This is a genomic window from Caballeronia sp. A2-2, assembly GCF_057612605.2.
The window spans coordinates 505,356-529,542 of record NZ_CM172588.1 but is presented as its reverse complement, the minus strand read 5'-3'; the positions used below and the strand labels follow the sequence as shown (position 1 = coordinate 529,542).

At 60.8% G+C, this 24,187-nt stretch carries 19 protein-coding genes and 1 CRISPR repeat array (1 of these 20 running past the window's edge); of the genes, 10 read left to right on the top strand and 9 right to left on the bottom strand.

Annotation, left to right across the window (positions count from 1 at the left end; translation table 11 throughout):
- Position 1 precedes the first annotated feature (1 nt).
- On the top strand, positions 2-997 hold the full coding sequence (motB, locus tag ACZCWR_RS18605) for a flagellar motor protein MotB (protein WP_487304455.1): 996 nt from the start codon (positions 2-4) through the stop codon (positions 995-997).
- Between the two features lie 17 nt (positions 998-1,014).
- Here the strand turns inward: motB and ACZCWR_RS18600 are convergent, their stop codons facing one another.
- Positions 1,015-2,346, bottom strand: a complete 1,332-nt coding sequence (locus ACZCWR_RS18600; protein ID WP_487304454.1) for an Nramp family divalent metal transporter — start codon at positions 2,344-2,346, stop codon at positions 1,015-1,017.
- A gap of 119 nt (positions 2,347-2,465) precedes the next feature.
- Complete coding sequence (locus ACZCWR_RS18595; RefSeq protein ID WP_487304453.1) at positions 2,466-3,314, bottom strand: DUF5672 family protein; 849 nt, start codon at positions 3,312-3,314, stop codon at positions 2,466-2,468.
- A 244-nt stretch (positions 3,315-3,558) separates the two neighbouring features.
- Here ACZCWR_RS18595 and ACZCWR_RS18590 point away from each other — a divergent pair, with 244 nt between their 5' ends.
- The 6 genes from ACZCWR_RS18590 to ACZCWR_RS18565 all read left to right on the top strand — a co-directional run bounded on the left by ACZCWR_RS18590 (position 3,559) and on the right by ACZCWR_RS18565 (position 12,473).
- Positions 3,559-3,846, top strand: a complete 288-nt coding sequence (locus ACZCWR_RS18590) for a DUF4148 domain-containing protein (RefSeq protein ID WP_487304452.1) — start codon at positions 3,559-3,561, stop codon at positions 3,844-3,846.
- Between the two features lie 303 nt (positions 3,847-4,149).
- Positions 4,150-7,371 carry an efflux RND transporter permease subunit gene (locus ACZCWR_RS18585; RefSeq protein ID WP_487304451.1) on the top strand — a complete coding sequence of 1,074 codons (3,222 nt, stop codon included), beginning with the start codon at positions 4,150-4,152 and terminating at the stop codon, positions 7,369-7,371.
- A 24-nt stretch (positions 7,372-7,395) separates the two neighbouring features.
- Positions 7,396-8,658, top strand: a complete 1,263-nt coding sequence (locus ACZCWR_RS18580; protein WP_487304450.1) for an efflux RND transporter periplasmic adaptor subunit — start codon at positions 7,396-7,398, stop codon at positions 8,656-8,658.
- The gene (locus tag ACZCWR_RS18575) at positions 8,658-10,133 is read left to right on the top strand and encodes an efflux transporter outer membrane subunit (protein ID WP_487304743.1); all 1,476 of its coding nucleotides are present in this window, start codon (positions 8,658-8,660) and stop codon (positions 10,131-10,133) included. The genes ACZCWR_RS18580 and ACZCWR_RS18575 overlap by 1 nt, the downstream gene beginning before the upstream one ends.
- 106 nt (positions 10,134-10,239) lie before the next feature.
- Positions 10,240-10,953 carry a heavy metal response regulator transcription factor gene (locus tag ACZCWR_RS18570; protein WP_487304449.1) on the top strand — a complete coding sequence of 238 codons (714 nt, stop codon included), beginning with the start codon at positions 10,240-10,242 and terminating at the stop codon, positions 10,951-10,953.
- The gene (locus tag ACZCWR_RS18565) at positions 10,950-12,473 is read left to right on the top strand and encodes a heavy metal sensor histidine kinase (protein WP_487304448.1); all 1,524 of its coding nucleotides are present in this window, start codon (positions 10,950-10,952) and stop codon (positions 12,471-12,473) included. Before ACZCWR_RS18570 ends, ACZCWR_RS18565 begins: the two co-directional genes overlap by 4 nt.
- 15 nt (positions 12,474-12,488) lie before the next feature.
- On the opposite strand, the gene ACZCWR_RS18560 is transcribed toward ACZCWR_RS18565, so the two are convergent.
- The 7 genes from ACZCWR_RS18560 to ACZCWR_RS18530 all read right to left on the bottom strand — a co-directional run bounded on the left by ACZCWR_RS18560 (position 12,489) and on the right by ACZCWR_RS18530 (position 20,691).
- Positions 12,489-13,007, bottom strand: coding sequence for a hypothetical protein (locus tag ACZCWR_RS18560; protein WP_487304447.1), 519 nt, complete (start codon positions 13,005-13,007; stop codon positions 12,489-12,491).
- Between the two features lie 155 nt (positions 13,008-13,162).
- Positions 13,163-14,176, bottom strand: a complete 1,014-nt coding sequence (locus tag ACZCWR_RS18555; protein WP_487304446.1) for a hypothetical protein — start codon at positions 14,174-14,176, stop codon at positions 13,163-13,165.
- 132 nt (positions 14,177-14,308) lie between these two features.
- Positions 14,309-14,656, bottom strand: a complete 348-nt coding sequence (locus ACZCWR_RS18550) for a hypothetical protein (protein WP_487304445.1) — start codon at positions 14,654-14,656, stop codon at positions 14,309-14,311.
- 97 nt (positions 14,657-14,753) lie between these two features.
- The gene (locus ACZCWR_RS18545; RefSeq protein WP_487304444.1) at positions 14,754-15,101 is read right to left on the bottom strand and encodes a hypothetical protein; all 348 of its coding nucleotides are present in this window, start codon (positions 15,099-15,101) and stop codon (positions 14,754-14,756) included.
- Between the two features lie 1,327 nt (positions 15,102-16,428).
- Entirely contained in the window at positions 16,429-16,773 is a 345-nt protein-coding gene (gene nirD / locus ACZCWR_RS18540) for a nitrite reductase small subunit NirD (RefSeq protein ID WP_487304443.1), read from the bottom strand.
- 16 nt (positions 16,774-16,789) lie between these two features.
- Positions 16,790-19,330, bottom strand: coding sequence for a nitrite reductase large subunit NirB (nirB, locus tag ACZCWR_RS18535; protein WP_487304442.1), 2,541 nt, complete (start codon positions 19,328-19,330; stop codon positions 16,790-16,792).
- Between the two features lie 35 nt (positions 19,331-19,365).
- Positions 19,366-20,691: an MFS transporter gene (locus ACZCWR_RS18530; protein WP_487304441.1), complete on the bottom strand. Its 1,326-nt coding sequence runs from the start codon at positions 20,689-20,691 to the stop codon at positions 19,366-19,368.
- Positions 20,692-21,270: 579 nt separating this feature from the next.
- On the opposite strand from ACZCWR_RS18530, the gene cobA reads away from it, so the two are divergent.
- The 3 genes from cobA to ACZCWR_RS18515 all read left to right on the top strand — a co-directional run bounded on the left by cobA (position 21,271) and on the right by ACZCWR_RS18515 (position 23,847).
- Entirely contained in the window at positions 21,271-22,053 is a 783-nt protein-coding gene (gene cobA, locus ACZCWR_RS18525) for a uroporphyrinogen-III C-methyltransferase (RefSeq protein WP_487304440.1), read from the top strand.
- Positions 22,054-22,164: 111 nt separating this feature from the next.
- Positions 22,165-22,740 carry an ANTAR domain-containing response regulator gene (locus tag ACZCWR_RS18520; RefSeq protein WP_487304742.1) on the top strand — a complete coding sequence of 192 codons (576 nt, stop codon included), beginning with the start codon at positions 22,165-22,167 and terminating at the stop codon, positions 22,738-22,740.
- Between the two features lie 15 nt (positions 22,741-22,755).
- Positions 22,756-23,847, top strand: coding sequence for a CmpA/NrtA family ABC transporter substrate-binding protein (locus tag ACZCWR_RS18515; RefSeq protein WP_487304439.1), 1,092 nt, complete (start codon positions 22,756-22,758; stop codon positions 23,845-23,847).
- A 148-nt stretch (positions 23,848-23,995) separates the two neighbouring features.
- Positions 23,996-24,187: a CRISPR direct-repeat array (repeat unit 28 nt; unit sequence GGTTCCTCCGCGTGTGCGGAGATAGACC) (it continues 812 nt past the right edge of the window).

Genomic DNA, 24,187 nt, shown 5'->3' with positions numbered 1-24,187 from the left:
CATGGCTGAAAAACAGCAATCACGCGAACCGATGCAATCCGTGCTCGCGCCCACGATCATTGTGAAGCGCAAGAAGAAAGCTCACGGTCACGGCCATCACGGCGGCGCATGGAAGATCGCCTACGCCGACTTCGTCACCGCGATGATGGCGTTCTTCCTGCTCATGTGGCTGCTCGGCTCCACGTCGAAGTACGACAAGCAGGGCATCGAGGATTACTTCAATCAGCCGCTGTCGGCGCTGTTCGGCAACGATGGCGGTGCATCGGCGCATACGAGCATCGTCAATGGCGGCGGCGAGAGTCTGAAGAGCGCGCGTCCGGGTGAATCCAACAAGACGCAGTCGCAGCCCACGCCGAAGTCGCCGCAGCAACCGACGCAGCGCGCCAGCATGCAGCAGGAAGACATGCAGCGCTTGCAGCAGCTCAAGCAGAAGCTCTCCGCGCTGATCGAAGCCACGCCGCAACTCAAGGCGTTCAAGGATCAGATTCGTATCGCGATCACGAGCGAAGGCTTGCGCATCGAGATCGTGGATTCGCTCAAGCGGCCGATGTTCGCTTCGGGCAGCTTCAGGCTCGAAGGCTACGCGACGACCATCCTGACCAACATCGGCTCGACGCTGAATGACGTGGACAATCGCGTGTCGATTGCCGGTCACACGGATGCCGTGCCCTACTCCGGCGGCCAGACGGGCTTCTCGAACTGGGAACTGTCGAGTGAGCGTGCGAATGCTGCACGTCGTGCGCTGGTCGCGGGCGGCATGAACGAAGGCAAGATCCTGCAAGTGCGCGGCCTCGCCGACGTGCTGCCGCTCAACAAGGATGTCGTCGATGAACCGACCAATCGCCGCATCAGCGTGCTGGTGCTGAACAAGGCCGCGGAACAGGCTTTCTTCAAGGATGGCGGACGCACGACGGTGGATCAGGCCTTGCCGCAGGAAGGCGCGACGCCGCAACCGGTCGCGGCGAAATCGAATGCGCCGGTGGCTGTGGTCAAATAAGTCTTAGCGTTTTTCTTTTATCGAAGCCAGTCACCTACGGTTTCGATTACGAGCCATGCATTCGCCGCGCTGATGACCGCGAACAGCATCCACGCGACGAGCTTCATCGGCGTGCGATTGGCGAACGGTCCCATCAAACTGGAATCGTTCGTCATCCGAATGAGCGGATAAAGCGCGAACGGCAATTGCAGGCTCAGCACGACCTGACTTGCGACCAGCAGCTTGCCGACCGCGCCGTTCCCCATGACCGATACACCGATCAACGCAGGCACGAGCGCCAGCGCGCGCGTGATGAAACGCCGCTGATAGCACGGTATTTTCAGCCGCAGAAAGCCTTCCATGATGACCTGCCCCGCTATTGTGCCGGTGAAGGTCGAGCTTTGTCCCGATGCGAACAACGTCACCGCGAACAGCACCGCCGCGAGCCCGCTGCCGACGATCGGCGCGAGCAACTTGTACGCGTCTTCGATTTCGGTGACCTGCGTGTGCCCGGTCGCATGAAACGCGGATGCCGCGAGAATCAGAATCGCCGCGTTGATGAGCAGCGCCAGAATAAGCGATGCAATGGTATCCAGCCTTGACAAACCGATCGCTGCGGCAAGACTTTTTTCATCTCGCTTGACCACACGCGTCTGCACGATCGACGAATGCAAGTACAGGTTATGCGGCATCACCGTCGCCCCGAGTATGCCGATGGCGAGATAAAGCGGCTCACGTTGCGACAGCGCGTGAATCGACGGCACCAGCCCCGCCGCGACGGACGGCCAATGCGGCTTCACCAGCACGAGTTCGACGATATACCCCACGCCGATCGTCGCGATCAGCCCCAGCATGATGGCTTCAAGATCGCGAAAGTTCTTGCCCTTCAGTCCGAGCACGATGAGCGTGTCGAACGCGGTGAGAATGACGCCCCACATGAGCGAAACGTGAAACAGCAAATGAAACGCGAGCGCGCCGCCGAGCACTTCGGCGAGATCGCACGCGATGATCGATAGCTCCGCGAGCATCCACTGCGCGTTTGCAACGGGCTTCGAATAACGGTCGCGCGAGAGTTGCGCGAGGTCCTGCCCGGTGGCGATGCCCAGGCGCATCGACAGACATTGAAGCACCATCGCCGCGATGCTCGACAGCACGACGACGAACAACAGGTCATAGCCATAACGCGAACCGGCTTCGATGTCCGTCGCCCAGTTGCCGGGGTCCATGTAGCCGATGGAAATGAGCAAGCCGGGACCGGCGAACTGCAGCAGTTTCTTCCAGAACGGTGCGCCCGGTGCGACGGCGACCGAGCCTTTGACTTCGGATGGACAGAACGGCGCGGTGGCCGTGGTCGGCAGCTTGAACGGCAATTGTGAGGTCCGATTCGTTGAGCCGCGCGTTCGTCGTGTCACTACGGCGCGTGCCTTCTGCCGAGGCCCCGCGCGGCGTGAATGTGGGCGAGTGAGTTTAGCATCGGCTTACCGAACGATCAGGCGCCGAACTTGAGCCAGCGCTCGCGTTGATTCACGATTGCCGACGCTTCAGCCGGCGGATATCCGATCGTCAACATTGATTTTTCGATGTCGGATGCCGTGCGTCGCAGGCGCATTTTCTTGTAGAGCGAATCAACGTTTATCAACCGGTTTCTAAAATAGAGGTTGCAAAGTAGCGGGTCCAGCATCAAGTTGCCTGCAGTATTCCTGCCGATGCGCGCAATGAACGCTTCCATTTGCGAATCGTTCATATGGCGGAATATATTGAAGACCCCATGAAACCCGAAAGTGGGAGCGTCTGGCACATGACACTCGTAGGAAAACTGATTCGCGACGTGCTCGGGCGCGAAGCGAATGCCATGCAGCGTTTCGAGTACTGGACGGTACAGCCTGCCGATTAGCTCGTCTTCGTTGAAATCTTGTCGCCAGGGAAACGCCTCTGTTGCGATCAGTTCCTGAAGGCGCTGTGAACGCAGAGAGAACCCGCCGTTGCCGACCGATGAACCTTCGGTGCCGTCAGGCCAACGAGCGCCGATATAGTCATAGTCCAGAAACTCGCGCTTCCAACATGACGGCTCGACGATATAGCCATCCCATTGGACGATCAGCACCCACTGAGTACGGATATGCCGATGCAGCTTCTTGAAGATGAACTCGTTGTATTGCATACGCGACTTGATTGGCGGAATCCTGACGATCCGAGCATTCGTTTTCACTCTCTGATCCGTGAAAAGAATGGCATCGCCAAAGCGGCAATGCTCCATCGACTTCTTGATTGCTCGCGCCGCAAGTTCGGGTTGAAGCGTATCTGCGGCACATATTGTGACGTCACATAGATCCTGCATATTCGATATTTCCAAACGCGATAATGTTGTTACCCTGACCGTCCCCGTGCGCCCGCGAATTATAAAGACTGAAAGCGATCTGCCAGCCAGCACGCCACGAAAACTGACGATTCCGCCATTTGAACGCCAGCATCTCGTCACCGTCATACAACTAGACTGTCATGGTGGTCGTGAGTGTCATGCAAGGCTCGTTTCGCGTCGCTCACACCACTGACATCTTAGTTCACGACAAGGGAGTTCCGCCATGAAGCTCGCAAGAAGCATCGCCATCATCGCTCTGACCGCGGCTCCTATCGCCGCCTTCGCGCAAACCTCCGACAGCGGCCTCACGCGCGCACAGGTAAAGCAGGATCTGCAACGTGTCGAACAAGCGGGCTATAACCCGTCGGAACGCGATACTTTCTATCCGGCCGACATCCAGGCAGCCGAAGCCAAGGTGAGCCAACAAAACGCCTATGGCGCATCCACGGATGGCTCGTCCTCGTCGGGACACACCATGTCCACGACGCCGCTGGGACAAACGCCGCAATAATTTCGATCTGCGAACCGAGAACAAGACACGCGCAGCGTCTCGTCTGCCGTTCAAATGTCTCAAACGCGCCTCGCTCGGGGCGCGTTTTGCTTGCTATCCGCTTTCGTCAGATTTCCCCGCATGCACGTTCGCTTACAGATTGCCTAATCTGACAGACGCGCCATATTCGCGCCATTATGCCGTTGGTGCCCGGCCACTACCATAGGCGCACAGTCGACCTCCGGCCTCGGCTGATGACACGTCGCATGCGCCGGACGCTCGAGCCTCCGCCGTGCCCTTCCCTCGCATTCTCCGAACGACTCAATGTGGATCGTCAACGTTGCGCTCAAGCGGCCCTACACGTTTATCGTGATGGCCATCATGATTCTGCTGGCGACGCCCTTCGTCCTGCTGACGACGCCGGTGGACGTACTGCCTGAAATCAATATTCCTGTCGTCAGCATCATCTGGACTTACACGGGTCTGTCGTCAGAAGACATGGCCAACCGGATCACCTCGGTCAATGAGCGCAGCCTCACGACCACGGTGAACAACATCGAACATATCGAGTCGCAGTCGCTGCCGGGCATCTCGATCATCAAGCTCTTTCTGCAGCCGACCGCGAACATTCAAAGCGCCATCGCGCAGACGGTGGCCGTCGAACAGGCGCAGTTGAAGCAGATGCCGCCGGGGGCGACGCCGCCGCTCGTCATCAGCTATTCGGCGTCGAGTATTCCGGTGATTCAGCTTGGTTTGTCGAGTCAACGGGAGTCCGAACAATCCCTGAACGACACGGCGCTCAACTTCCTGCGTCCGCAACTGGTGACGATTCCGGGCGCGGCCGTGCCGTATCCGTATGGCGGCAAGACGCGTCTCATCTCCGTCGATCTGGACACGCGCGCGCTGCTCGCCAAGGGCCTGACGCCCTCCGATGTCGTGCAGGCCGTGAACGCGCAGAACCTGATTCTGCCAACTGGCACGGCGAAGATCGGACCGAAGGAATACACCATCAACATGAACGGTTCGCCGGCGACGGTGGCGGGCCTGAACGACATTCCCGTGCGCACGTTGAACGGCGCGACCACGTACCTGCGCGAAGTGGCCCACGTGCGCGATGGCTTCTCGCCACAAACCAACGTGGTGCGTCAGGACGGCACGCGTGGCGTGCTGATTTCGGTGCTGAAGAACGGCGACGCTTCCACGCTATCCATCGTCAACACGCTCAAGGGGCTGTTGCCGCAGGCGCGGGCGCAGTTGTCGCAGGACATCAAGATCACCGCGCTGTTCGATCAGTCCGTGTTCGTGAAGGCCGCCGTGCAAGGCGTGGTGCGTGAAGCGCTGATCGCCGCCGCGCTGACCGCCGCGATGATCCTGCTCTTTCTCGGCAACTGGCGCAGCACGTGCATCATCGCGATCTCGATTCCGCTGTCGATTCTCTCGTCGCTGATCGCGCTGCATGCGCTCGGGCAGACCATCAACATCATGACGCTGGGCGGGCTCGCGCTCGCGGTTGGTATTCTCGTGGACGATGCCACGGTGACGATCGAGAACATCGAGCGGCATCTGCACATGGGCACCGATCTGCACGAGGCCATTCTCGAAGGCGCGGGCGAAATCGCGGTGCCTGCGCTCGTGTCCACGTTGTGTATCTGTATCGTGTTCGTGCCGATGTTCTTCCTCACGGGCGTCGCCAAGTTCCTGTTCGTGCCGCTGGCCGAAGCCGTGGTGTTCGCCATGCTCGCGTCCTACGTGCTGTCGCGCACGCTGGTGCCGACGCTCGCCATGCTGCTGATGGGCCACGCTCACGCACCGGATGCAAAGAAGAAGCCGAATCTCTTCATGCGCCTGCACAAGCGTTTCGATTATGGTTTTGAGCGCATGCGGGCTGCGTATATCGTGATTCTGAGCACGCTGCTGGTACGGCGGCGGTTGTTCGGATCGATCTTTCTGGGCTTTTGCGTCGTATCGACGGGCCTCGTTTTCCTGCTGGGCGAAGACTTCTTCCCGACTGTCGATGCGGGCGATATCCGCATGCACATGCGCGCGCCGACGGGAACACGCATCGAGGAAACCGCGCGTCTGGCGGATGAAGTCGAGAAGGTCGTACGCCGTGTTGTTACGGAGGACGAACTAGATACGATTCTGGATAACCTCGGATTGCCTTATAGCGGCATCAACTTGTCGTATAGCAACTCGGGCACTATCGGCACGCTGGATGGCGAGATTCAAGTTGCGTTGAAGGAAGATCACAAGCCCACGCAAACCTACATCGACGAATTGCGCACGTTGTTGCCGCGTCTCTTTCCGGGCACGGAGTTCTTCTTCCAACCGGCGGATATCGTCACGCAGATTCTGAACTTCGGCCTGCCCGCCGCCGTCGATGTGCAAATTCAAGGCCAGAATCAGCAAGCCAACTTTCAGGTGGCGAGCAAGCTGATGAAGCAAATCCGCATGATTCCCGGCAATGTGGACACGCATATTCAGCAGAAGCTCGACGAGCCGACCATCAATCTGGAGATGGACCGCACGCGGCTGCAACAGCTCAACCTGAATGCGAACAACGTCGCGCAAAACGTGCTTATTTCGCTGTCCGGAAGTTCTCAGACCGCACCGGGTTTCTGGTTCAATCCACGTAACGGTGTGGAATACAACCTCGCCATTCAGACGCCGCAATATCAGGTCTCATCGATCGACGAACTGTTGCGCACGCCCGTCTCCGCCGCCGTCAACGGGCCGACGCAACTGCTCGGCAATCTCGTGCGCCTCGCTCCGCAAAGCGAATTCGCCGTGGTCACGCATTACAACATCCGGCCTGTGATCGATATCTTCGTGAGCGTGGAAGGACGCGATCTCGGCAGCGTGGCGCGGCAAGTGAACCATCTCGTCGACGATGCCCGCAAGGAGCTTCCGCGCGGCAGCACGATCGCCGTGCGCGGTCAGGTGGAGACCATGCGCACGTCGTTCTTCGGTCTTGGCGTAGGCGTGGCGATGGCCATCGTGCTCGTGTATCTGCTGATCGTGGTGAACTTCCAGTCGTGGGTCGATCCGCTCATTATCGTGAGCGCGTTGCCGGCGGCGCTCGCGGGCATCATGTGGATGCTGTTCATCACCGGCACGCACTTGTCCGTGCCTGCACTCACGGGCGCGATCATGACGATGGGCGTCGCCACCGCCAACAGTATCCTGATGGTTTCGTTCGCGCGGCAACGTCTGACCGCGGGCGCGCCGCCCTTGACCGCCGCGCTCGAGGCGGGCGCGAGCCGTATCCGTCCCGTGTTGATGACGGCCTTCGCGATGATCATCGGCATGGTTCCGATGGCGCTCGGGCTCGGCGAAGGCGCCGAACAGAATGCGCCGCTCGGCCGCGCCGTGATCGGCGGTTTGCTGTTCGCCACGGTTTCCACGCTGTTTTTCGTGCCGCTCGTCTTCGCAGGCATTCACGCGCGTCTCGCCCGGCGAGCCGAACGCAAGGGTGAAAAGCCGGAGCATGCGCAGGCACGCGATCAGGATCAGGAAAAGCCGGACCACGACGATTCCGCTCATTAATTGCACTCGACGCACTCGACGAACATGACCGAAAAGAACCACGCCTCGCTTGCGATTCCCGCACGCGACCCGAACGAAGGCCCCGCGCTGCCGCCGCGCCATGTCGAATGGAAGCGCGCGAAGATTGCGCTGGTGATCGTGCTTGCGCTGCTCGCCATCGGCGCGGCGCGCACTGTCGTTTCCGACATGGTGCATAGCCGTTCGATCAACAACCGCACGCAGCAGAACGCGCAGCAATACGTGAACGTGGTCACGCCCAAGCAGACCGATGGCGGCGGCGACACGACCTTGCCGGGCACCTTGCGCGGTTTCGTCGAATCGCCGATCTATGCGCGCGCCACGGGCTATCTGCTGCACTGGTATGTGGATATCGGTGCGCCGGTCAAGCAAGGTCAGTTGCTTGCCGACCTCGATACGCCTGAAATCGATTCCGAACTCGCGCAAGCCGTCGCGCAACGCGATCAGACGGCATCAAGCCTCGTGCTCGCGAAAAGCTCGTTCCAGCGCTGGCAACAACTGCGTGAACGCGATGCCGTTTCTCAACAGGAACTCGACGAACGTCAAAGTACCTACAACCAGGACGTCGCCAATCTCGCTGCCGCCGATGCCAACGTGAAGCGCTTGCGTCAGCTCGAATCGTTCAAGCGGATCGTCGCGCCGTTCGCGGGCGTGGTCACGCAACGCAATGTCGATGTGGGCGATTTGATCGATGCAGGCAGCGGCACGAGCCGCGCATTGTTCGCGCTGGCGCAGCAAGACCCGTTGCGCGTGTTCGTGCAATTGCCGCAGGCCTATGCGCAGAACGTGACAGTCGGACAAGATGTGAAGGTCACGCAGGCCGAACTGCCGTCGCAAGTCTTTCACGGCAAGATCACGCATATCTCCGGCGCGATCGACGTCCCCACGCGTTCGTTGCAGATCGAAGTGAGACTGCCGAATGCAGATGGCCGTCTGCGTCCCGGCGCTTATGTGCAAGTGGCCGTGCCTGCGGTGGCGCATGCGCGTTTGCTCGTGCCGGGCAATGCGCTTTTATTCCGCGCGGAAGGTCCGCGTCTGGCCATCGTCGATGCGAACGGACACGTGCAATTGCGCAAGATCGTGATCGCGCAGGATCTCGGGCAATCGCTCGAAATCGAGAGCGGCATCGAGGCGAACGACAAGATCATCGTCAATCCGAGCGATTCGGTGGCGGACGGCGATCATGTCGTCGTGCAGCCGCAGAAAAAGGAGAATCAGCCTTCGGGTCAAGGTCAGGGCAGCGCGCCCGATCAGAAGGCCGCATCATGATGAAGCGTGTCATGGTCCTTGCATGCATGTCGATGCTCGCGGCATGCACGGTCGGTCCGGACTACAAGCGGGCCACGGCCGAGACGCCGCCCGACTGGCAAACGGATTCGTACTGGCGTCTGGGCGAACCGTCGCATGCGCCGCTCGCGCTCGACTGGTGGCGCAGCTTCGACGATCCCATCCTGACCGATCTCGAAACACAAGCGCTCGCGCAGAACCAGACGCTTGCCGCGGCCAGCGCGCATTACGAACAGGCGCGCGCGACGCTTGCGCAAACGTCGTCCTTTGCGCTGCCCGAGGTCGATTTGGGTGCGCAGGCATCGCGTCTGCGGATTTCGAAGAATCGGCCTGTGACGAACTACAACACGCCTAATTCGGAGACCGTACAAAACGATTTGAAACTCGCACCGACCGTTTCGTATGACGTCGATCTGTTCGGCCGCATTCGCCGCGAAGTGGAAAGCGCGCAAGCCTCCGCCGATCAGTCACGCGACGATCTGGCGAATGCGCGGCTCGTGCTGACGACCGATCTCGCCAGCGCATATTTCTCGATGCGCGAACTCGATGCCGAAATCGACGTGCTCAACCGTTCCGTCGTTCTACAGAAGAAAGCGCTCGATTACGTGCAGACGCAGCATGATTTAGGCTCTGTTTCGGGCCTCGACGTATTGCAACAGCAAGCGCTGCTCGATCAGACGCGCGTGCAGGCGCAATTGCTCCTCTCGCAGCGCGCGCAGTTCGAACACGCGATAGCGGCGCTCGTCGGCACGCCCGCGCCGCAGTTCGCCATCGCGGCGGATCTCACGCCGCATCCGTTGCCCGCCATTCCGCTCGGCGTTCCGAGCGATGTCCTGCAACGCCGGCCCGATGTCGCCTCCGCCGAACGCGCGATGGCCGCGGCCAATGCGCAGATTGGCGTAGCGAAAGCGGCGTTCTTTCCGAGCCTGACCTTGAACGGCAACATCGGTTGGGAAAGCACCGCGTTTTCCAGCCTGATTTCCGCGCCGAGTCTCTTGTGGACGCTCGGCACGATGGCGAGTCAAGTTGTGTTCGATGGTGGCCGCCGCTCGGCTGTCGTCAAGTTCGCGAGCGAAGGTTATGTGGCGACCGAGGCGAGCTATCGTCAGACCGTGCTCAACGCGTTCCAGCAAGTGCAGGACGGCATCGTCGGATTGTCGGTATTGGATGGCGCGTCGAAGCAATCGCATGCGGCCGTCGAAGACTCGCAGCGCCTGCTCACACTCGCCAACGATCGTTACTCGGGCGGTCTCGTAGCGTATCTGGATGTCATTACCGCGCAGCAGCAATTGCTCACGAGCCAGCGCACGGACGTGCAGATACGCGGTCAGCAGAACACCACGTCGGTGGCGCTCGTGAAGGCGCTCGGCGGCGGCTGGCAAGTGGATGACCCGGCGCAGGAACAGCCTGCGCATGACATGGCGTCGAATCAAGCCGTCAAAGAAACGTCACGTTGATGGCATCTCGATCAAAAGAAAACGTAAGCGTGTTGGCAGTCCCGGTCGTATAGTACAAAATTGAACAATACGGTAAGCACACACTGAAGAGAGACAAGGTGCAGGCATGAAAGTCCTGATAGTGGAAGACGAACACAAAGTGGTGGACTACCTGCGCTCCGGTCTGACCGAGCAGGGTTGGGTCGTCGATATCGCGATGGATGGCGAAGAAGGCACGCATCTGGCCATCGAATACGATTACGACGTGATCGTGCTCGATGTCATGCTGCCGCGCCGCGATGGTTTTGCCGTGCTCAAGGCGCTGCGCATGCAGAAATCGACGCCGGTCATCATGCTGACGGCGCGCGATCATATCAACGACCGCGTGCGCGGCTTGCGTGAAGGCGCGGACGATTACCTCACCAAGCCGTTCTCGTTTCTGGAACTCGTGGAGCGTCTGCATGCGCTGGCCAGACGCACGCGCGCGCAGGAATCCACGCTTATTTCCGTGGGCGATTTGTATGTCGATCTGATCGGCCGCCGTGCCACGCGCGATGGCGTGCGTCTCGATCTCACCGCGAAGGAGTTCCAACTACTTAGCGTGCTGGCGCGCCGTCATGGCGATATCCTGTCGAAGACGGCCATCACCGAACTCGTCTGGGAAGTGGATTTCGAAAGCCATACGAATGTGGTGGAGACCGCCATCAAGCGCCTGCGCGCGAAGCTCGACGGGCCGTTTCGCACCAAGCTCCTGCATACCGTGCGCGGCATGGGTTATGTGCTCGAAGTGCGCGAAGCCCGCGACATGCGCGAAGTCAGGGAAGACGCGAGGCAATCATGAACGCGAAGTGGACAGTGCAAAACGACAATGCGGAAGAAGCCGCACCGCGTGCGCAGCGTTCTATTGCGCGGCGGCTCGCGCTCATGTTTGCGCTCGTCGCGCTGTTCGTGTTCGCGCTCGTGGGTTCAGGGCTTTTTCTCGTGTTGCGCATGCAGTTGGAACAACATCTACGCGATTCGCTCGATAACCGTGCGGAGATCGCGCGGCTCATCGTCACGCATGTATCGACGCCGGACAAGTGGAAGATCGCCAAGGAAAAACTCGCGGATATCACGCCGCGCGATGGCTCCACCCTATTCGCCGTCACCAGCAACGACTCGCAATACACGTATGGCGATTCGCCTTCCGGGCGCATCGTGAAGAAGGTCATGGGCGGTTACGTGAACTTTCGTCCGCAGGATCGCCAATACGACATGCTGATGACCACGCTGACGATTCCGCCCAATGGCGACCGTCCGCCGCTGCAATTGTTCGTCGCGATCGATTGCGCGCCGAATGTGCATACCATGCGCGCGTTCGGACTCGCGCTCGCCTCGTTGATGGCGCTCGCGACCATCACCGTATTGCTGTTGAGTTATTCGGTCGCGCGTCTCGGTCTTGCGCCGCTCGTGCGCTTGACGCGCGATGCGCAAAACGTCAGTCCGAACAATCGCTCGCAGCGTCTGAACACGCGCTCGCTGCCGCTCGAACTCGAAGACCTCGCCAAGGCCTTCAACGGTGCGCTCGAACGGCTCGATCATGCGTATGGAAGGCTCGAATCGTTCAACGCCGATGTCGCGCATGAACTGCGCACGCCGGTAACCATTCTCATCGGTCAGACGGAAGTGGCGTTGACGCGAGATCGTCCCATCGAGGAATTGCGTCATACGTTGCAATCGAATCTGGAAGAGTTCGAACGCGTGCGCGCCATCATCAACGACATGCTGTTTCTGGCGCGTGCCGATCAGGGCGAACGCGCGACGGGTCTGGTCGAAGTGTCGCTGGCGGCGGAAGTCGCGCGCACGCTGGAGTTTCTGGAGATTCCGCTGGATGAAGCACAAGTCGCCGCAATATCGAACGGGGATGCACGCGCCTTCGTCAACACGTCGCTGTTCGGGCGCGCGCTGTCCAATCTCGTGATGAACGCCATTCAGCACTGCGCGCCGGGCGCGACCATTTCGGTTTCCATCGCGCGTGAGCAGGGGCGTATTCGCATTGCGGTAGCGAATCCGGGCGAGCCGATTGCACCGCACGTCATGGAACATTTGTTCGATCGTTTCTATCGCGCGGAAAGCTCACGCACGAATAGCCGCGAGAATCATGGGCTCGGGCTTGCCATCGTCAAGGCGGTGGCGGAGATGCATCGCGGCACGGTGTCGGCCACGAGCGCGAACGGCGTCAATACGTTCGCGTTCTCGGTGGCGCGCTTCGGCAACGAGCATCGCGAAATAAACGAGAATGCGCCCGCCGCGCGCGTGTCCGGCGCGCCGGTCGCGGGTGGCGTGCAGCCGGCCGCAGCGGGCTCGGGCACCTTGCGCTGAATCGCATGATGGCGCTCACTGGCAGAAGTATTCGTCGGATACGGCGACGGGTGCATCCGCGCTCGCCGGCTTGAAGTGGCTGTACGTGCGGTACGTTTTGCCATTCACGGTTATGGTCGATGCCGATTCCGCTTCGCCCTTCGACATTGTTTCGACATGCGAATTACCCCACGTGCGTGAGGTCGCGTACGTATCGTCTTGCAAGCCCGAATCGGCGTGATAACCCCACTTCGACGTGAGCGTGTTCATATCGATGACTTGCGGCGTCCATCCGGTCACTTTCGCGCCGTCCGATATGGGCGTGAGTTCGATCGCGACGATCTGCGTGCCACGCCTTGCGACCAGCAGACATTTGCCGCTCGCGGTCTTCAACGGCACATAACCATTCGATGGCAACAGCGTGATCGCGGCTGCATTCGGCACGGACTGCGCGCCGGCCGGGTTCGCGGCCCACGTCACGGCGCTCGCCTGCAACGGCATGAACACCGCGCTCGCGATCAGCGCGCATGCCGCCGTTCCGGTTCGTTTCCACATACAGGCCTCGGCAAGTCGGTTTCAGCAGGAAAACGAGGGTTGGCCTCCGGACCATCGACTTCACAAGCCAACCCTCAAAAAAGGAGATGCCCGGGTAAGCGGTCTCCACACGACTCCGGCGGCACGTATGCCACCGGATTGCTGCACTTTCCTGCTTACTGGATCATCGAGACGACAACTTTGTCATGGCCGATGGGCATGCTCGCCACATCGACGTTGTCCGCTGCATCATCCTTGCGCGAAGCGACGGGCGATGCCGCCGGTTGCGTGGCCTGCGCGGGCGCGGCCTCACGCTTCGTTTCGGGATGCTGAGCTTTCAGATCGACGTCCGGATTGTTCGCGGCCGTGACCGGCAGGCCCAGACGCGCACGCACGATCGGGTCGCGGTATTTTTCGTCGTCGGAAAGCACGGCATCGGCGCCGGTTGTCGCGAGCGGCTTGGTGGTGCCAGGGCACAGATGGCCGGTGGCTTCCACTGCGCGGCGGTTCGCATCGCTTTGGCACAGCAAGGCGAGCGCGACATCGGTCAGACCCATTGCTCGGAATTCGCGGGCGTCGAGGCGTCGCACGCAGGCCTGATCGACCATCGTCGTGCCGCCCGTCGCGCCGAAACCGGTGATCGACAGGCCGAAGCTGGCCGAGCCCATGCAGGTGTCGGAGAGCGTCGTCGTGAGCGCGGGTGCGGCGATGGCGGGCGTCGTGCGCACCGAGTACGAGCTTTGGTTGTAATCGACCGTCGCGCGGGTGTCGTAGGCGCTGGTGCCGGGGGTCGTCGCGGCGGCCTTGTTGGTTGCGGATTCCGCGCCCGTCGTGGACGCCGGCAGACTGCCACTGCTGCCGCTGCTACCCGAGGTCGATGCCGACGACGACGTGGTGAGCGAAGGCATCGTCAACGAGATGTTCACGTTCGATGAACCGCCCGATGCCGACGCGCGGCCGCCATTGGCCTGCGACATGCCGATGCCGCCCACCGACGACGCGTTGGAATTCGTGCTTGCCGTCGCCGACGTGCCGATGTTGTTCAGGCTCGAACCGCCGCCCTGCCCGATGCCCGTCGACGTCGATCCCGACACGGAACCCGACGTGGACGTAGCGTCCGTACCCGCGTGAGCGAGCGATGCGGCGCAAAACAGAACCGCACAAGCCATTTGCAAAGTGGTCTTCTTCATGATGGTTCTCCGGATTTAAGCGGGAACGCCGGTTATGTCGGCGTCCCGGAACAGTCTTTGATTTTTTTATTGAGTGCTGATCGAGGCGGCATCATCAGAGCGACGCCGCCTCTTGGCCGTGCGCCTTTCGGCTTAACGCCAGCCGCCGCCGAGCTTGCTCCATGCGTTCGCTGCTGCGTCCGCACCCGAGGTGCCGCCCGCGCTCGACGAACCATGGCCGAAACCGCCGGCGCTGGACGTGTTGCTGTGGCTGGTCGTGGCGTTGGTCAGGTTGCCCGTCACGCCGTATGCGCCGCCCGCGAGCGATTGCGCGTTGCCGTTGGCCGTGCCGTAATCGGTAGCCGTGAACACGCCGAAGCCGTGAACGGCGGCGGAGGTCGAACCACCCGAGGTCGAGCTGGAGGTCGAGTTCGTGCTGGTCGCCATGGCGGCGGCGGATGCGAAGGACAGAACTGCTGCAACGATGAGAGCGCGTTTCATGATCGGTATTCCTTAACAAAAAGATAAGATTAAGAGTCGTTTGTTTTACAGCGTCATGCTCGTGATGCCTGCTTCCTTGGTCCCGTACAGGACCGGCTTAACGCCAGCCGCCGCCGAGCTTGCTCCATGCGTTCGCCGAAGCGTCCGCGCCCGACATGCCCGTCGCCGACGAACCGCCGAAGCCCTTGCCTGACGCCGACGACGTATCGATATGGCCGGTCGTCGCGTTGGTGGCGTTGCCCGTCACGCCGTAACCGTTGCCGGCCAGCGAGTAAGCGTTGCCGTTGGCGATGCCGGCGTTCGTCGCCGTGAACGCGCCGTAGCCGTGGACGGCTGCCGACGTCGTGCCGCCCGAGGTCGAGCTGGAGCTGGACGAGGTACCCGTCGCGAAGGCCGCGGCGGAAACGAACGAGAGAAGCGCTGCTGCGATCAGTTTGCGTTGCATTTTGAAGTCTCCGAGTTTCGGCGCACGTTCTTATCCCGCTACATCGACGCCGTTATGTAGCCGGGCACTGCTTGAATTTTTAATTCGGATTCCTGCACTAATGGCTTGTGCTTTCGCGGCCATCGAGGTGCATTTAGTGTCCGTGAGTCGCCGGGTGATGTCCCGTCGGGCGGCGCAGGGCGCTATGGCCTGCCGCTTGTGTGATGTGCTGTGCGTGTGTCATTGCTATCCCCGTATCACCTATGTTGATGATGATGTCTTGTCTTTCAGGCTTTTGATCTTGGCTTGGTGCCTGTGTTTGATGTGACTTTACGGAAGACGAAAGGGGTGATGTGCGGGAGATCTAACATTGGTGCGCATGTGGGGTGCTTTCGTAGGAGGTTTTGGTTAGATAGCGCTCATTTGTGGTGCTGGCGGCGGCACAAACGCCGTGGCTATAACGTGTATTGGTGGATATTCGGCCTATGTCGTGCAAGGGCTACTGTTGGTTGGGCTTTTATTGCAGTAGCCGCCTCCCCGGCGGGGGGGTAACTTTCTTTGCTGCTGCAAAGAAAGTCACCAAAGAAAGCAGCTTTTTACCCCATGCACGATGGCTGGAGAGGGTTGGTCTGGATTAACCGATACAGTGGCCGCAATAGGACTTGCCACGCATAACGAGCCGCTTAGGCAACCTCGCGATTGCGTGCTCGAATTCTTTAGCGTTAGCGGTCCGCGTTCATTTTTTCGGCCATGCGCTTCGCGCGCCGAGAGCTTTAGAACGGAATCCCGCAGCCTGTTAGCGCCCAGCCACATCACGCTTCGCCGCAAGATTGCTATTCGGTCCTACCTTGGTTAGTGCTCCGACTAAAAGGTGACTTGCGTTGTTGTGTGTGCTTTGCCCAGAAGCACTTACCAAGGTTGGGCCCAATGGGAGAGGTGCGATGTGGCGTGATGTGACTGGGCACTCATACGCTGCGGGATTCCGTTCTTACGTTCTCGGCGCGCGAAGCGCATGGCCGAAAGAATGAATGCGGTCCACTTAGCTTTGATTATTCGAGCGCGTGATCGCAAGGTTGCCTAAGCGGCTCGTTATGCGTGGAAAGTCCTATTGCGGCCACTGTATCGGTTAATCCAGACCAACCCTCTCCAGCCATCGTGCATGGGGTAAAAAGCGGCTTTCTTTGGTGACTTTCTTTGCAGCAGCAAAGAAAGTTACCCCCCCGCCGGGGAGGCGGCTACTGAAACAAAGACACAAACAACAGCAGCCCTTTGCACGAAAGCACTCTCTATCAGATCGAGCGTCTCCGCAAACATTCAAGCAAACGGTGCGCACACGCCCAAAGTTCCTTCACGCCGCAATCCAAACTTTCCCAACCGCAACCTTCGCACGATAAGCCGTCACCGAGCGTTCCGGCGCTTCAAGGCACTCACCAGTACGCAAATCAAAATGCTGCTTATAAATGGGCGACGCCACCACAATCCGATCCCCCACGCTCCCCACGATCCCACGCGACAACACCGCCGCCTGCGAGTGCGGATCGAAGTTATCGATGGCATACACGGCGTCCTGATCGTTAGCCACATGGAACACGGCAATCTGCATGCCATTGACGAGCGCACACACGCCCGTGTCCGGCACGATGTCGTCGAGTTCGCACACCACCGTCCAATCCTCTTCCATGCGTTCGTTCATGGCGTTCTCCTTAACGTCAAACCGTTTCGACGACAACCGGAATATCGATCGTCCGCGTCTTGCGTTCCTCGATTGTCGCGGGGCGAATCTGTCCACGTTCCTCGACAAAGGTCACGTTCGCATCGCCCGCATCGCTATTGACAAAATGACGGAAGCGCTTGCGCGTGGCCGGATCGGTGACGGCCGTCTTCCACTCGTCCTCGTACGTTTCGACGACATGAACCATCTCCCCTTCGAGTTCCGAAGCAATGCCGAGCTTGTCGTTCACGACCACATCGAACAGATAATCGAGACCGCCTTCGAGGTTGTCGCGCCACACGCTCGTGCGTTGCAGACGGTCCGCTGTGCGCACGTAGAACATCAGGAAGCGGTCGATATAGCGCACCAACGTATTCGTATCGAGATCGGATGCGAGCAGTTCCGCATGGCGCGGCTTCATGCCGCCGTTACCGCATACATAGAGATTCCAGCCCTTCTCCGTCGCGATCACGCCGATGTCCTTGCCCTGCGCTTCGGCACATTCGCGCGTGCAACCCGACACACCGAATTTGATCTTGTGCGGCGTGCGCAGGCCCTTGTAGCGGTTCTCCAGATCGATCGCGAGACCCACTGAATCCCCGACGCCGTAACGGCACCACGTCGAGCCAACGCACGACTTCACCGTACGCAGCGACTTGCCGTAAGCGTGACCCGATTCGAATCCCGCCGCGATCAGTTCTTCCCAGATGAACGGCAATTGCTCGACGCGTGCGCCGAACATATCCACGCGCTGGCCGCCGGTGATCTTCGTGTAAAGGCCGTATTTCTTGGCAACCTGACCGACCGCGATCAAACCATCGGGCGTGACTTCGCCGCCGGGCATGCGCGGCACCACGGAATACGTGCCGTCGCGTTGAATGTTAGCGAGATAATAATCGTTGGAGTCCTGAAGACCTGCATGTTCTTTCTTCAGCACGAACTCATTCCAGCACGAAGCCAGAATGCTTGCCACCGCTGGTTTGCAAATATCGCAGCCACGTCCCTTGCCGTGCTTCTCGAGCATCGAAGCAAACGTGCGATGCCCTTCCACCCGCGCGATGTGATAAAGCTCCTGCCGCGAATACGCGAAGTGCTCGCAAATATGATTGTTGACCGCGAGCCCCTGACGCTTCATCTCCGACTTCATCACCTGCGTGACGAGCGGCACGCAGCCGCCGCACGAAGCGCCCGCCTTGCACGATGTCTTGATCGCGCCGATGCTCGTCGCGCCCGCGCACACTGCCGCGCAGATTTCCGACTTGCTCACGTTGTTGCACGAGCAGATTTGCGCGCCATCGGGCAACGCTTCGACGCCGAGTGCGGGCTTCGCGTGGCCATCGCTCGAGGGAAGGATCAGGAATTCGGGTGCTTCGGGCAACTCGATCTTGTTCAACATCATTTGCAGCAGCGTGCCGTATTCGCTTGCATCGCCGACCATCACGCCGCCGAGCAGGAACTTGCCGCAATCGGAGACAACGAGCTTCTTGTACACCTGACGGCGCTCGTCGCTGTACTGAAACGAACGGCTGCCGGGCGTCTTCGCATGTGCATCGCCGATACTCGCCACATCCACGCCCATCAGCTTGAGCTTGGTGCTCATGTCCGCGCCCGCGAACGCCGCCTCGACACCGAGAATCTGTTTCGCGACGATGCGCGCCATGTCGTAGCCCGGCGCGACGAGGCCGAACAATTGCCCTTTCCACAGCGCGCATTCGCCGATGGCATAGATGTCGGCATCGCTCGTGCGGCACGCATCGTCGATCACGATGCCGCCGCGCGGACCGATCTCGAGCCCCGCCGCGCGCGCGATATCGTCACGCGGACGAATGCCTGCGGAGAACACGATCATATCGGTGTCCAGATGAGTTTCATCCGCGAAATTCATGCGGTTGGCTGCGCCCTCTCCTTCGACGATAGCGAGCGTGTTCTTGCCCGTGTGCACCGTGACGCCGAGTTCCTCGATCTTGCCGCGCAACACGCGCCCGCCGCCATCATCGACTTGCACCGCCATGAGACGCGGCGCGAATTCAACGACATGCGTTTGCATGCCGAGATCGTGCAACGCCTTCGCCGCTTCCAGTCCGAGCAAACCGCCGCCCACGACCGTGCCCACTTTCGAGTGCGCACCGAAGGCGCGCATCGCTTCGAGATCTTCGATGGTTCGATATACGAAGCAACCCGCGCGCTCGCGGCCTTCGACCGGCGGCACGAACGGATACGAGCCGGTCGCGAGCACGAGCTTGTCGTATGCAAGGACATCGCCATTTGATGCCGTGACCGTGCGGGTTGTGCGATCGATCGACACTGCGCGCGCGTTGAGCTTCAGCGCATAACCTGCACGCTCGAAAAACCCTTCCTGCACGAGCGAAAGATCGTCGGCGGACTTGCCCGAGAAGAACTCCGTCAGATGCACGCGATCGTAGGCGGCGCGCGGTTCTTCGCAGAGCACGGTGACGTGCAGCGCATCGTTGCCGCTTTCTGCAAGGGATTCGAGAAACTTGTGGCCGACCATGCCGTGGCCGATAACGACGATTTTCATGACGGGGACCCTGGGTTCTTCGTTATGTCGATGGCTTAGTTGGCCAGACCGTTGTTCACGGCGAGCGCGCTTTCGCGCAGCGCCGCTTCGCGTGCCTTGTGTTCCGGCGAGAAGCGCACGGCGAGCGCGCACAGCGCCGAACCGAGCACGAAAATGCCGAGCATGGAGAGCGTGGTTTGCGCGCTGCCGGTGCCTTTCATCAGAAAGCCCGCCGCGACCGCGCCCACGTTGCCGCCCGCGCCGATCACGCCCGCCACGCCGCCCAATGCACGGCGATCGATGAACGGCACGAGCGCATACGTGGCACCACAGGCCATGTGCGTGAAGAGACCGAATACGAGCATCGACACGACGGCGAGCACCACGCCCGGCGCATGCGCGAACGCATACAGGCCGATGCCTTCGCCCGCGATCAGCACGAACAGCAGCGTCGTGCGAATGCCGAGGCCACGTTTCGCGGCGGCTTTGTCGGAGAGCCATCCGCCGAGCGCGCGGGCAAAGAGCGCAAGGAGTCCGAAGCTGCCCGCCGCCATGCCCGCCGCGCCGAGCGAGAGCTTGAAGTGATCGACGTAATACACCGCCGCCATGTTGTGAATGAACACTTCCACGCCGAAACACGCGCCATACGTCACGAACAGCATCCACACGCGATAGTTCGAGCACGCCGTCAGAAAGCTCTGCCAGCCGCCCTTCTTGCCGCCATCGATGGCGATGCCCGCGCGTCGCAGCGTCGTGAAATCGCCTTGCGGACAGTCCTGCGTATAACGCCAGTAGAAGTACGCCATGACCGGCATCGCGATGCCCGGCACGATCAGCGCGATGCGCCATGCCGAGCCCTCACCCGCGCCCAATGCGATGGCTGCGGCGACGAGCATCGGCACGAGTGCTTGCGCTGCGCCTGCGCCTGCGTTGCCCCAGCCTGCGGTCGTCGCGTTCGCGGTGCCGACGACGTTCGGCGCGAACATCACCGATGTGTGGTACTGCGTAATAACGAAGCTCGCGCCCACCGCGCCGATGGCGAGACGGCACCACAGGAAGCTTTCGTAGCCCGTCGAAAGCGCCGCGCCGATCACCGGCAGCGCGCCCGTGACCAGCAGCGCGCTATACACCTTGCGCGGCCCGAAGCGATCGCACAACGGACCGACGATCAGCCGCACGAGAATCGTCACGGCCACGGCCGCGATGTTGATATTGGCGACCTGATCCGCCGTGAGTCCGTATTCGCGCTTGATGAGCGGCATCAGCGGCGCGCATGCAAACCATGCGAAGAAGCACACGAAGAACGCCATCCAGGTGAGATGGAAGGCGCGCATCGGCGCTGTGCGCATGCTGAAAAGATCGATCCGGGTGGCTTTGTCCATCGCTTTATTCATCGTCTGACCGCCATAAAAAAAATGGCGTCCCGCGCATGAGCCGTTGGCCGATGCGGGGGACGCCATTGTCCGATGCCCGCATGTGCAAACCTGCCGGGCGCTGTAATCAGGACGGATCGCCGTTGATCCGATGCGAAAGCTAAAGGCAAGCCCTATGCCATGCGATGCGTTTCGGCGCGCAACGCTTGCTGCGATTGACTCGACGCGACGCGTGCACTACTCATGCGCATGAGCTTCATGTCGCATCGGGATGCAGCGCGGCACAGCGCTGGTGCGGCGCAGCACTGATCGCGTGCGCGGTGTCCGATTTTGTACGGGACGGTTAGTTTTTCGCGCGACTGCGTTTTTGGCCCGATGCGCAACTGGATTGGCCCACCGCATCAACGCCCTTGGATTCAAGCTCGATGGCCCGGTACTTGCATTGAATGAACGTCGCACTGGCAATGGCGTCGGGCGGCATCGTAACGACATCCCTTTAGCTCAAGGACAACGGCGTCCCCTCGTGTGCTGCAACACGGGCGGACGCTTTTTGCGTTCATCGCGCCGGGCAGCTTAAAAATAGGAACGATGATGACGACCTTAGCCAATATCAACGCCACTCCTGTCACCGGCCGCGTGACGCTTTTGAGCGCCGGTCCCGGCGATCTCGATCTGCTTACGATTCGCGCGGCGAAGGCGCTCGCCGCCGCCGATGTTCTGTTGATCGACGATCTCGCCAATGCGGATATCGCGACGCTCGCACCAAACGCGCGTGTGATTCGCGTGGGCAAGCGCGGCGGATGCAAGTCCACGCCGCAAGCGTTCATTCAGCGCCTGATGACGCGTTATGCGAGAAAGGGGCTGCACGTGGTGCGCGCCAAGGGCGGCGATGCGCTGCTGTTCGGCCGCGCGGGCGAGGAGATCGCCGCGTTGCGCGAGGCGGGTATAGCCGTGGAGATCGTGAACGGCGTGTCGTCGGGATTCGCGGCGGCGGCGGGTCTGGGGATTTCGCTCACGCATCGCGATCATTGTCAGGGCGTGACCTTCGTCACCGCGCATCGGCAGGATCATGGCGAACCGGATTGGTCCGCGCTCGCCGCCACCGGGATGACGCTCGCCATCTACATGGGGATGAGCCGGATCGCGGGCATCACGACTGCGCTGTTGCGCGCGTTGCCTGCGGGGACGCCGGCGGCGGTCGTGCAGCATGCGGGGTCGTCGAACGAAAGACGCGTGGTGTCGACGCTCGAATGCATCGCGCAAGATGCAAGTGCCGCCGGGCTCGGCAGTCCTGCGGTCATTCTGATCGGCGGCGCGATCGGCGAAGCGGCCTTCACCGAAGCGTCAAAAGGATTCGCGCATGCGGCGTGAGTTCGTGCGTTTGGTGCTTTTGGCCTATGCCATCCGGCCAGATATTCAAGCGGCGCGCGGCGCGGTAAAGTCGTTCGTATCCGCTTTCGAAACGATGTTGCCCGCATGACCATGCTCCGCGTTCTGCTCGTCACCGATACCGACAAGCCCATCGGCGACTTGCGCGAGAAACTCGCGCGCATGGGCTATGAGATGCTGGCCGAAGTGGCGGCGCCCTCCGCGCTGCATGCGGCCGTGGAGAGTCTCGTGCCGGATGTCGTCATCATCGATACGGAATCGCCTTCGCGCGACACGCTGGAACAACTCGCGGTCATGAACAAGGCCGCGCCGCGTCCGGTGTTGATGTTCAGTAACGATGCCAATCAGCAATTCATTCGCGCGGCGGTGGGTGCGGGCGTGACGGCGTATTCGGTCGAAGGGCTCGCGCCGGAGCGGCTTGCGCCGATCATCGATGTGGCGCTCGCGCGTTTCGCGCATGAGGAAGGCTTGCGACTGCGGTTGGCGCAGGTGGAGAACGAGCTGGCGGAGCGCAAGCTCATCGACCGTGCGAAACGTCTTTTGATGGACCGGCGCGGGTTGTCGGAGAACGATGCTTATGCCCTGCTGCGCAGGCGTGCGATGGATCAGGGGATGAAAGTCGCCGAGATCGCGCGTCAGTTGCTCGCGGTGGCGGACCTGCTGCCTTAGGTTTTCGAACGGATCATGACTTTGAATTCTTTCTCGAACGCAGCACTGCCCGAGCGTAGGTATCTGCGTCTGGGCTTCGTCGCCCTTTCCGATGCCGCGCCGCTCGCTGCCGCTGCATTGCATGACATGGGGAAGCGGCATGGCATCAGCATCGAACTGTGCCGGCAGCCTTCGTGGGCTGCGGTGCGGGACAAGCTGCTTTCCGGCGAGATCGATGCGGCGCATGCGTTGTATGGGCTGGTTTATGGCGTGCAATTGGGCATCGGCGGGCCGCAGGCGGACATGGCCGTGTTGATGGTGCTCAACCGCAACGGGCAGGCGATCACGCTGTCGGGGCCGCTCGCGGATGCGGTCGAATTGGGCGTTGCGTTGAAGGATGCGTTTGCATCGCTTGGACGTCCTCCCGTGCTGGCGCAGACCTTCCCGACCGGCACGCATGCGATGTGGCTGTATTACTGGCTGGCGGCGAACGGGGTGCATCCCTTGCGCAATGTGCGCAGTGTCGTGTTGCCGCCGCCGCGCATGGCGGATGCGCTCGTCGAAGGCACGCTCGATGGGTTCTGCGCGGGGGAGCCTTGGCATGCGGTGGCGCAGGCGCGTGGGGCCGGACGCACGGTGGTGCAGACGAGCGAGATCTGGCCGGATCATCCTGAGAAGGTGCTCGCATGTCGACGGGATTTTGTGGCGTTGTATCCGAATACGTCGCTTGCGTTGGTGCGCACGATGCTGGATGCGTGTGAGTGGGTGGATAGGCCGGAGCATCGGGGGGAGATTGCGCGGGCGTTGGCGTCGCCTGAGTTGTTGGGAGTGGCGAGTGAGTTGATCGAGGCAAGGTTGGGGGCTTGGGGGTCTGAGAATGCGCTTCCGGTGCGGTTTTTTGATGGGGGGGCGGTGAATTATCCAAGGGTGTCGGATGGGGTTTGGTTTTTGAAGCAGTATCGGCGGTGGGGGATGGTTGAGGACGTTATCGATGATTTGGGGGTTGTTGGGGCGGTTAATCAGACGGGGGTTTATGCGGAGGCTGCGGGGGCTGCTGGTGTGGTTGTGCCGAGCGAGCGGAACGTTGTTACGTTGTGCGATGGGGTTGTTTGGAGGGGGAGCGATTAGATGCTTTGTGGCTCTTTCTTTCACTAATGAATTGCTTATACGGCGTTTATTTGCTTAGCCGCATTTGTTTTTGAGTTTGTAGATGGGCGCTTGATTTTAGGATGAGTTTTACGGTTTGTCGTTTTGAGTCAGAAGGTTATGATCTAGGGGTTCCTCCGCGTGTGCGGAGATAGACCACCGTTGTGCCGCGCCGTGCAGGCTGGCGTTTTGGTTCCTCCGCGTGTGCGGAGATAGACCTTCCGGAGGATTTTCCCCTGCCCTTAAGTAAATGGTTCCTCCGCGTGTGCGGAGATAGACCGTCGGCCTGCTGCAAAGGCGGCTGATTCGCGCGGGTTTCTCC

Bases quoted from the DNA above. Each gene is read 5' to 3' on its own strand.
- motB (WP_487304455.1), top strand. From the start codon at position 2: ATGGCTGAAAAACAGCAATCACGCGAACCGATGCAATCCGTGCTCGCG.
- ACZCWR_RS18595 (WP_487304453.1), bottom strand. From the start codon at position 3,314: ATGCAGGATCTATGTGACGTCACAATATGTGCCGCAGATACGCTTCAA.
- ACZCWR_RS18590 (WP_487304452.1), top strand. From the start codon at position 3,559: ATGAAGCTCGCAAGAAGCATCGCCATCATCGCTCTGACCGCGGCTCCT.
- ACZCWR_RS18585 (WP_487304451.1), top strand. From the start codon at position 4,150: ATGTGGATCGTCAACGTTGCGCTCAAGCGGCCCTACACGTTTATCGTG.
- ACZCWR_RS18580 (WP_487304450.1), top strand. From the start codon at position 7,396: ATGACCGAAAAGAACCACGCCTCGCTTGCGATTCCCGCACGCGACCCG.
- ACZCWR_RS18575 (WP_487304743.1), top strand. From the start codon at position 8,658: ATGAAGCGTGTCATGGTCCTTGCATGCATGTCGATGCTCGCGGCATGC.
- ACZCWR_RS18570 (WP_487304449.1), top strand. From the start codon at position 10,240: ATGAAAGTCCTGATAGTGGAAGACGAACACAAAGTGGTGGACTACCTG.
- ACZCWR_RS18565 (WP_487304448.1), top strand. From the start codon at position 10,950: ATGAACGCGAAGTGGACAGTGCAAAACGACAATGCGGAAGAAGCCGCA.
- ACZCWR_RS18560 (WP_487304447.1), bottom strand. From the start codon at position 13,007: ATGTGGAAACGAACCGGAACGGCGGCATGCGCGCTGATCGCGAGCGCG.
- ACZCWR_RS18555 (WP_487304446.1), bottom strand. From the start codon at position 14,176: ATGAAGAAGACCACTTTGCAAATGGCTTGTGCGGTTCTGTTTTGCGCC.
- ACZCWR_RS18550 (WP_487304445.1), bottom strand. From the start codon at position 14,656: ATGAAACGCGCTCTCATCGTTGCAGCAGTTCTGTCCTTCGCATCCGCC.
- ACZCWR_RS18545 (WP_487304444.1), bottom strand. From the start codon at position 15,101: ATGCAACGCAAACTGATCGCAGCAGCGCTTCTCTCGTTCGTTTCCGCC.
- nirD (WP_487304443.1), bottom strand. From the start codon at position 16,773: ATGAACGAACGCATGGAAGAGGATTGGACGGTGGTGTGCGAACTCGAC.
- nirB (WP_487304442.1), bottom strand. From the start codon at position 19,330: ATGAAAATCGTCGTTATCGGCCACGGCATGGTCGGCCACAAGTTTCTC.
- ACZCWR_RS18530 (WP_487304441.1), bottom strand. From the start codon at position 20,691: ATGGACAAAGCCACCCGGATCGATCTTTTCAGCATGCGCACAGCGCCG.
- cobA (WP_487304440.1), top strand. From the start codon at position 21,271: ATGATGACGACCTTAGCCAATATCAACGCCACTCCTGTCACCGGCCGC.
- ACZCWR_RS18520 (WP_487304742.1), top strand. From the start codon at position 22,165: ATGCTCCGCGTTCTGCTCGTCACCGATACCGACAAGCCCATCGGCGAC.
- ACZCWR_RS18515 (WP_487304439.1), top strand. From the start codon at position 22,756: ATGACTTTGAATTCTTTCTCGAACGCAGCACTGCCCGAGCGTAGGTAT.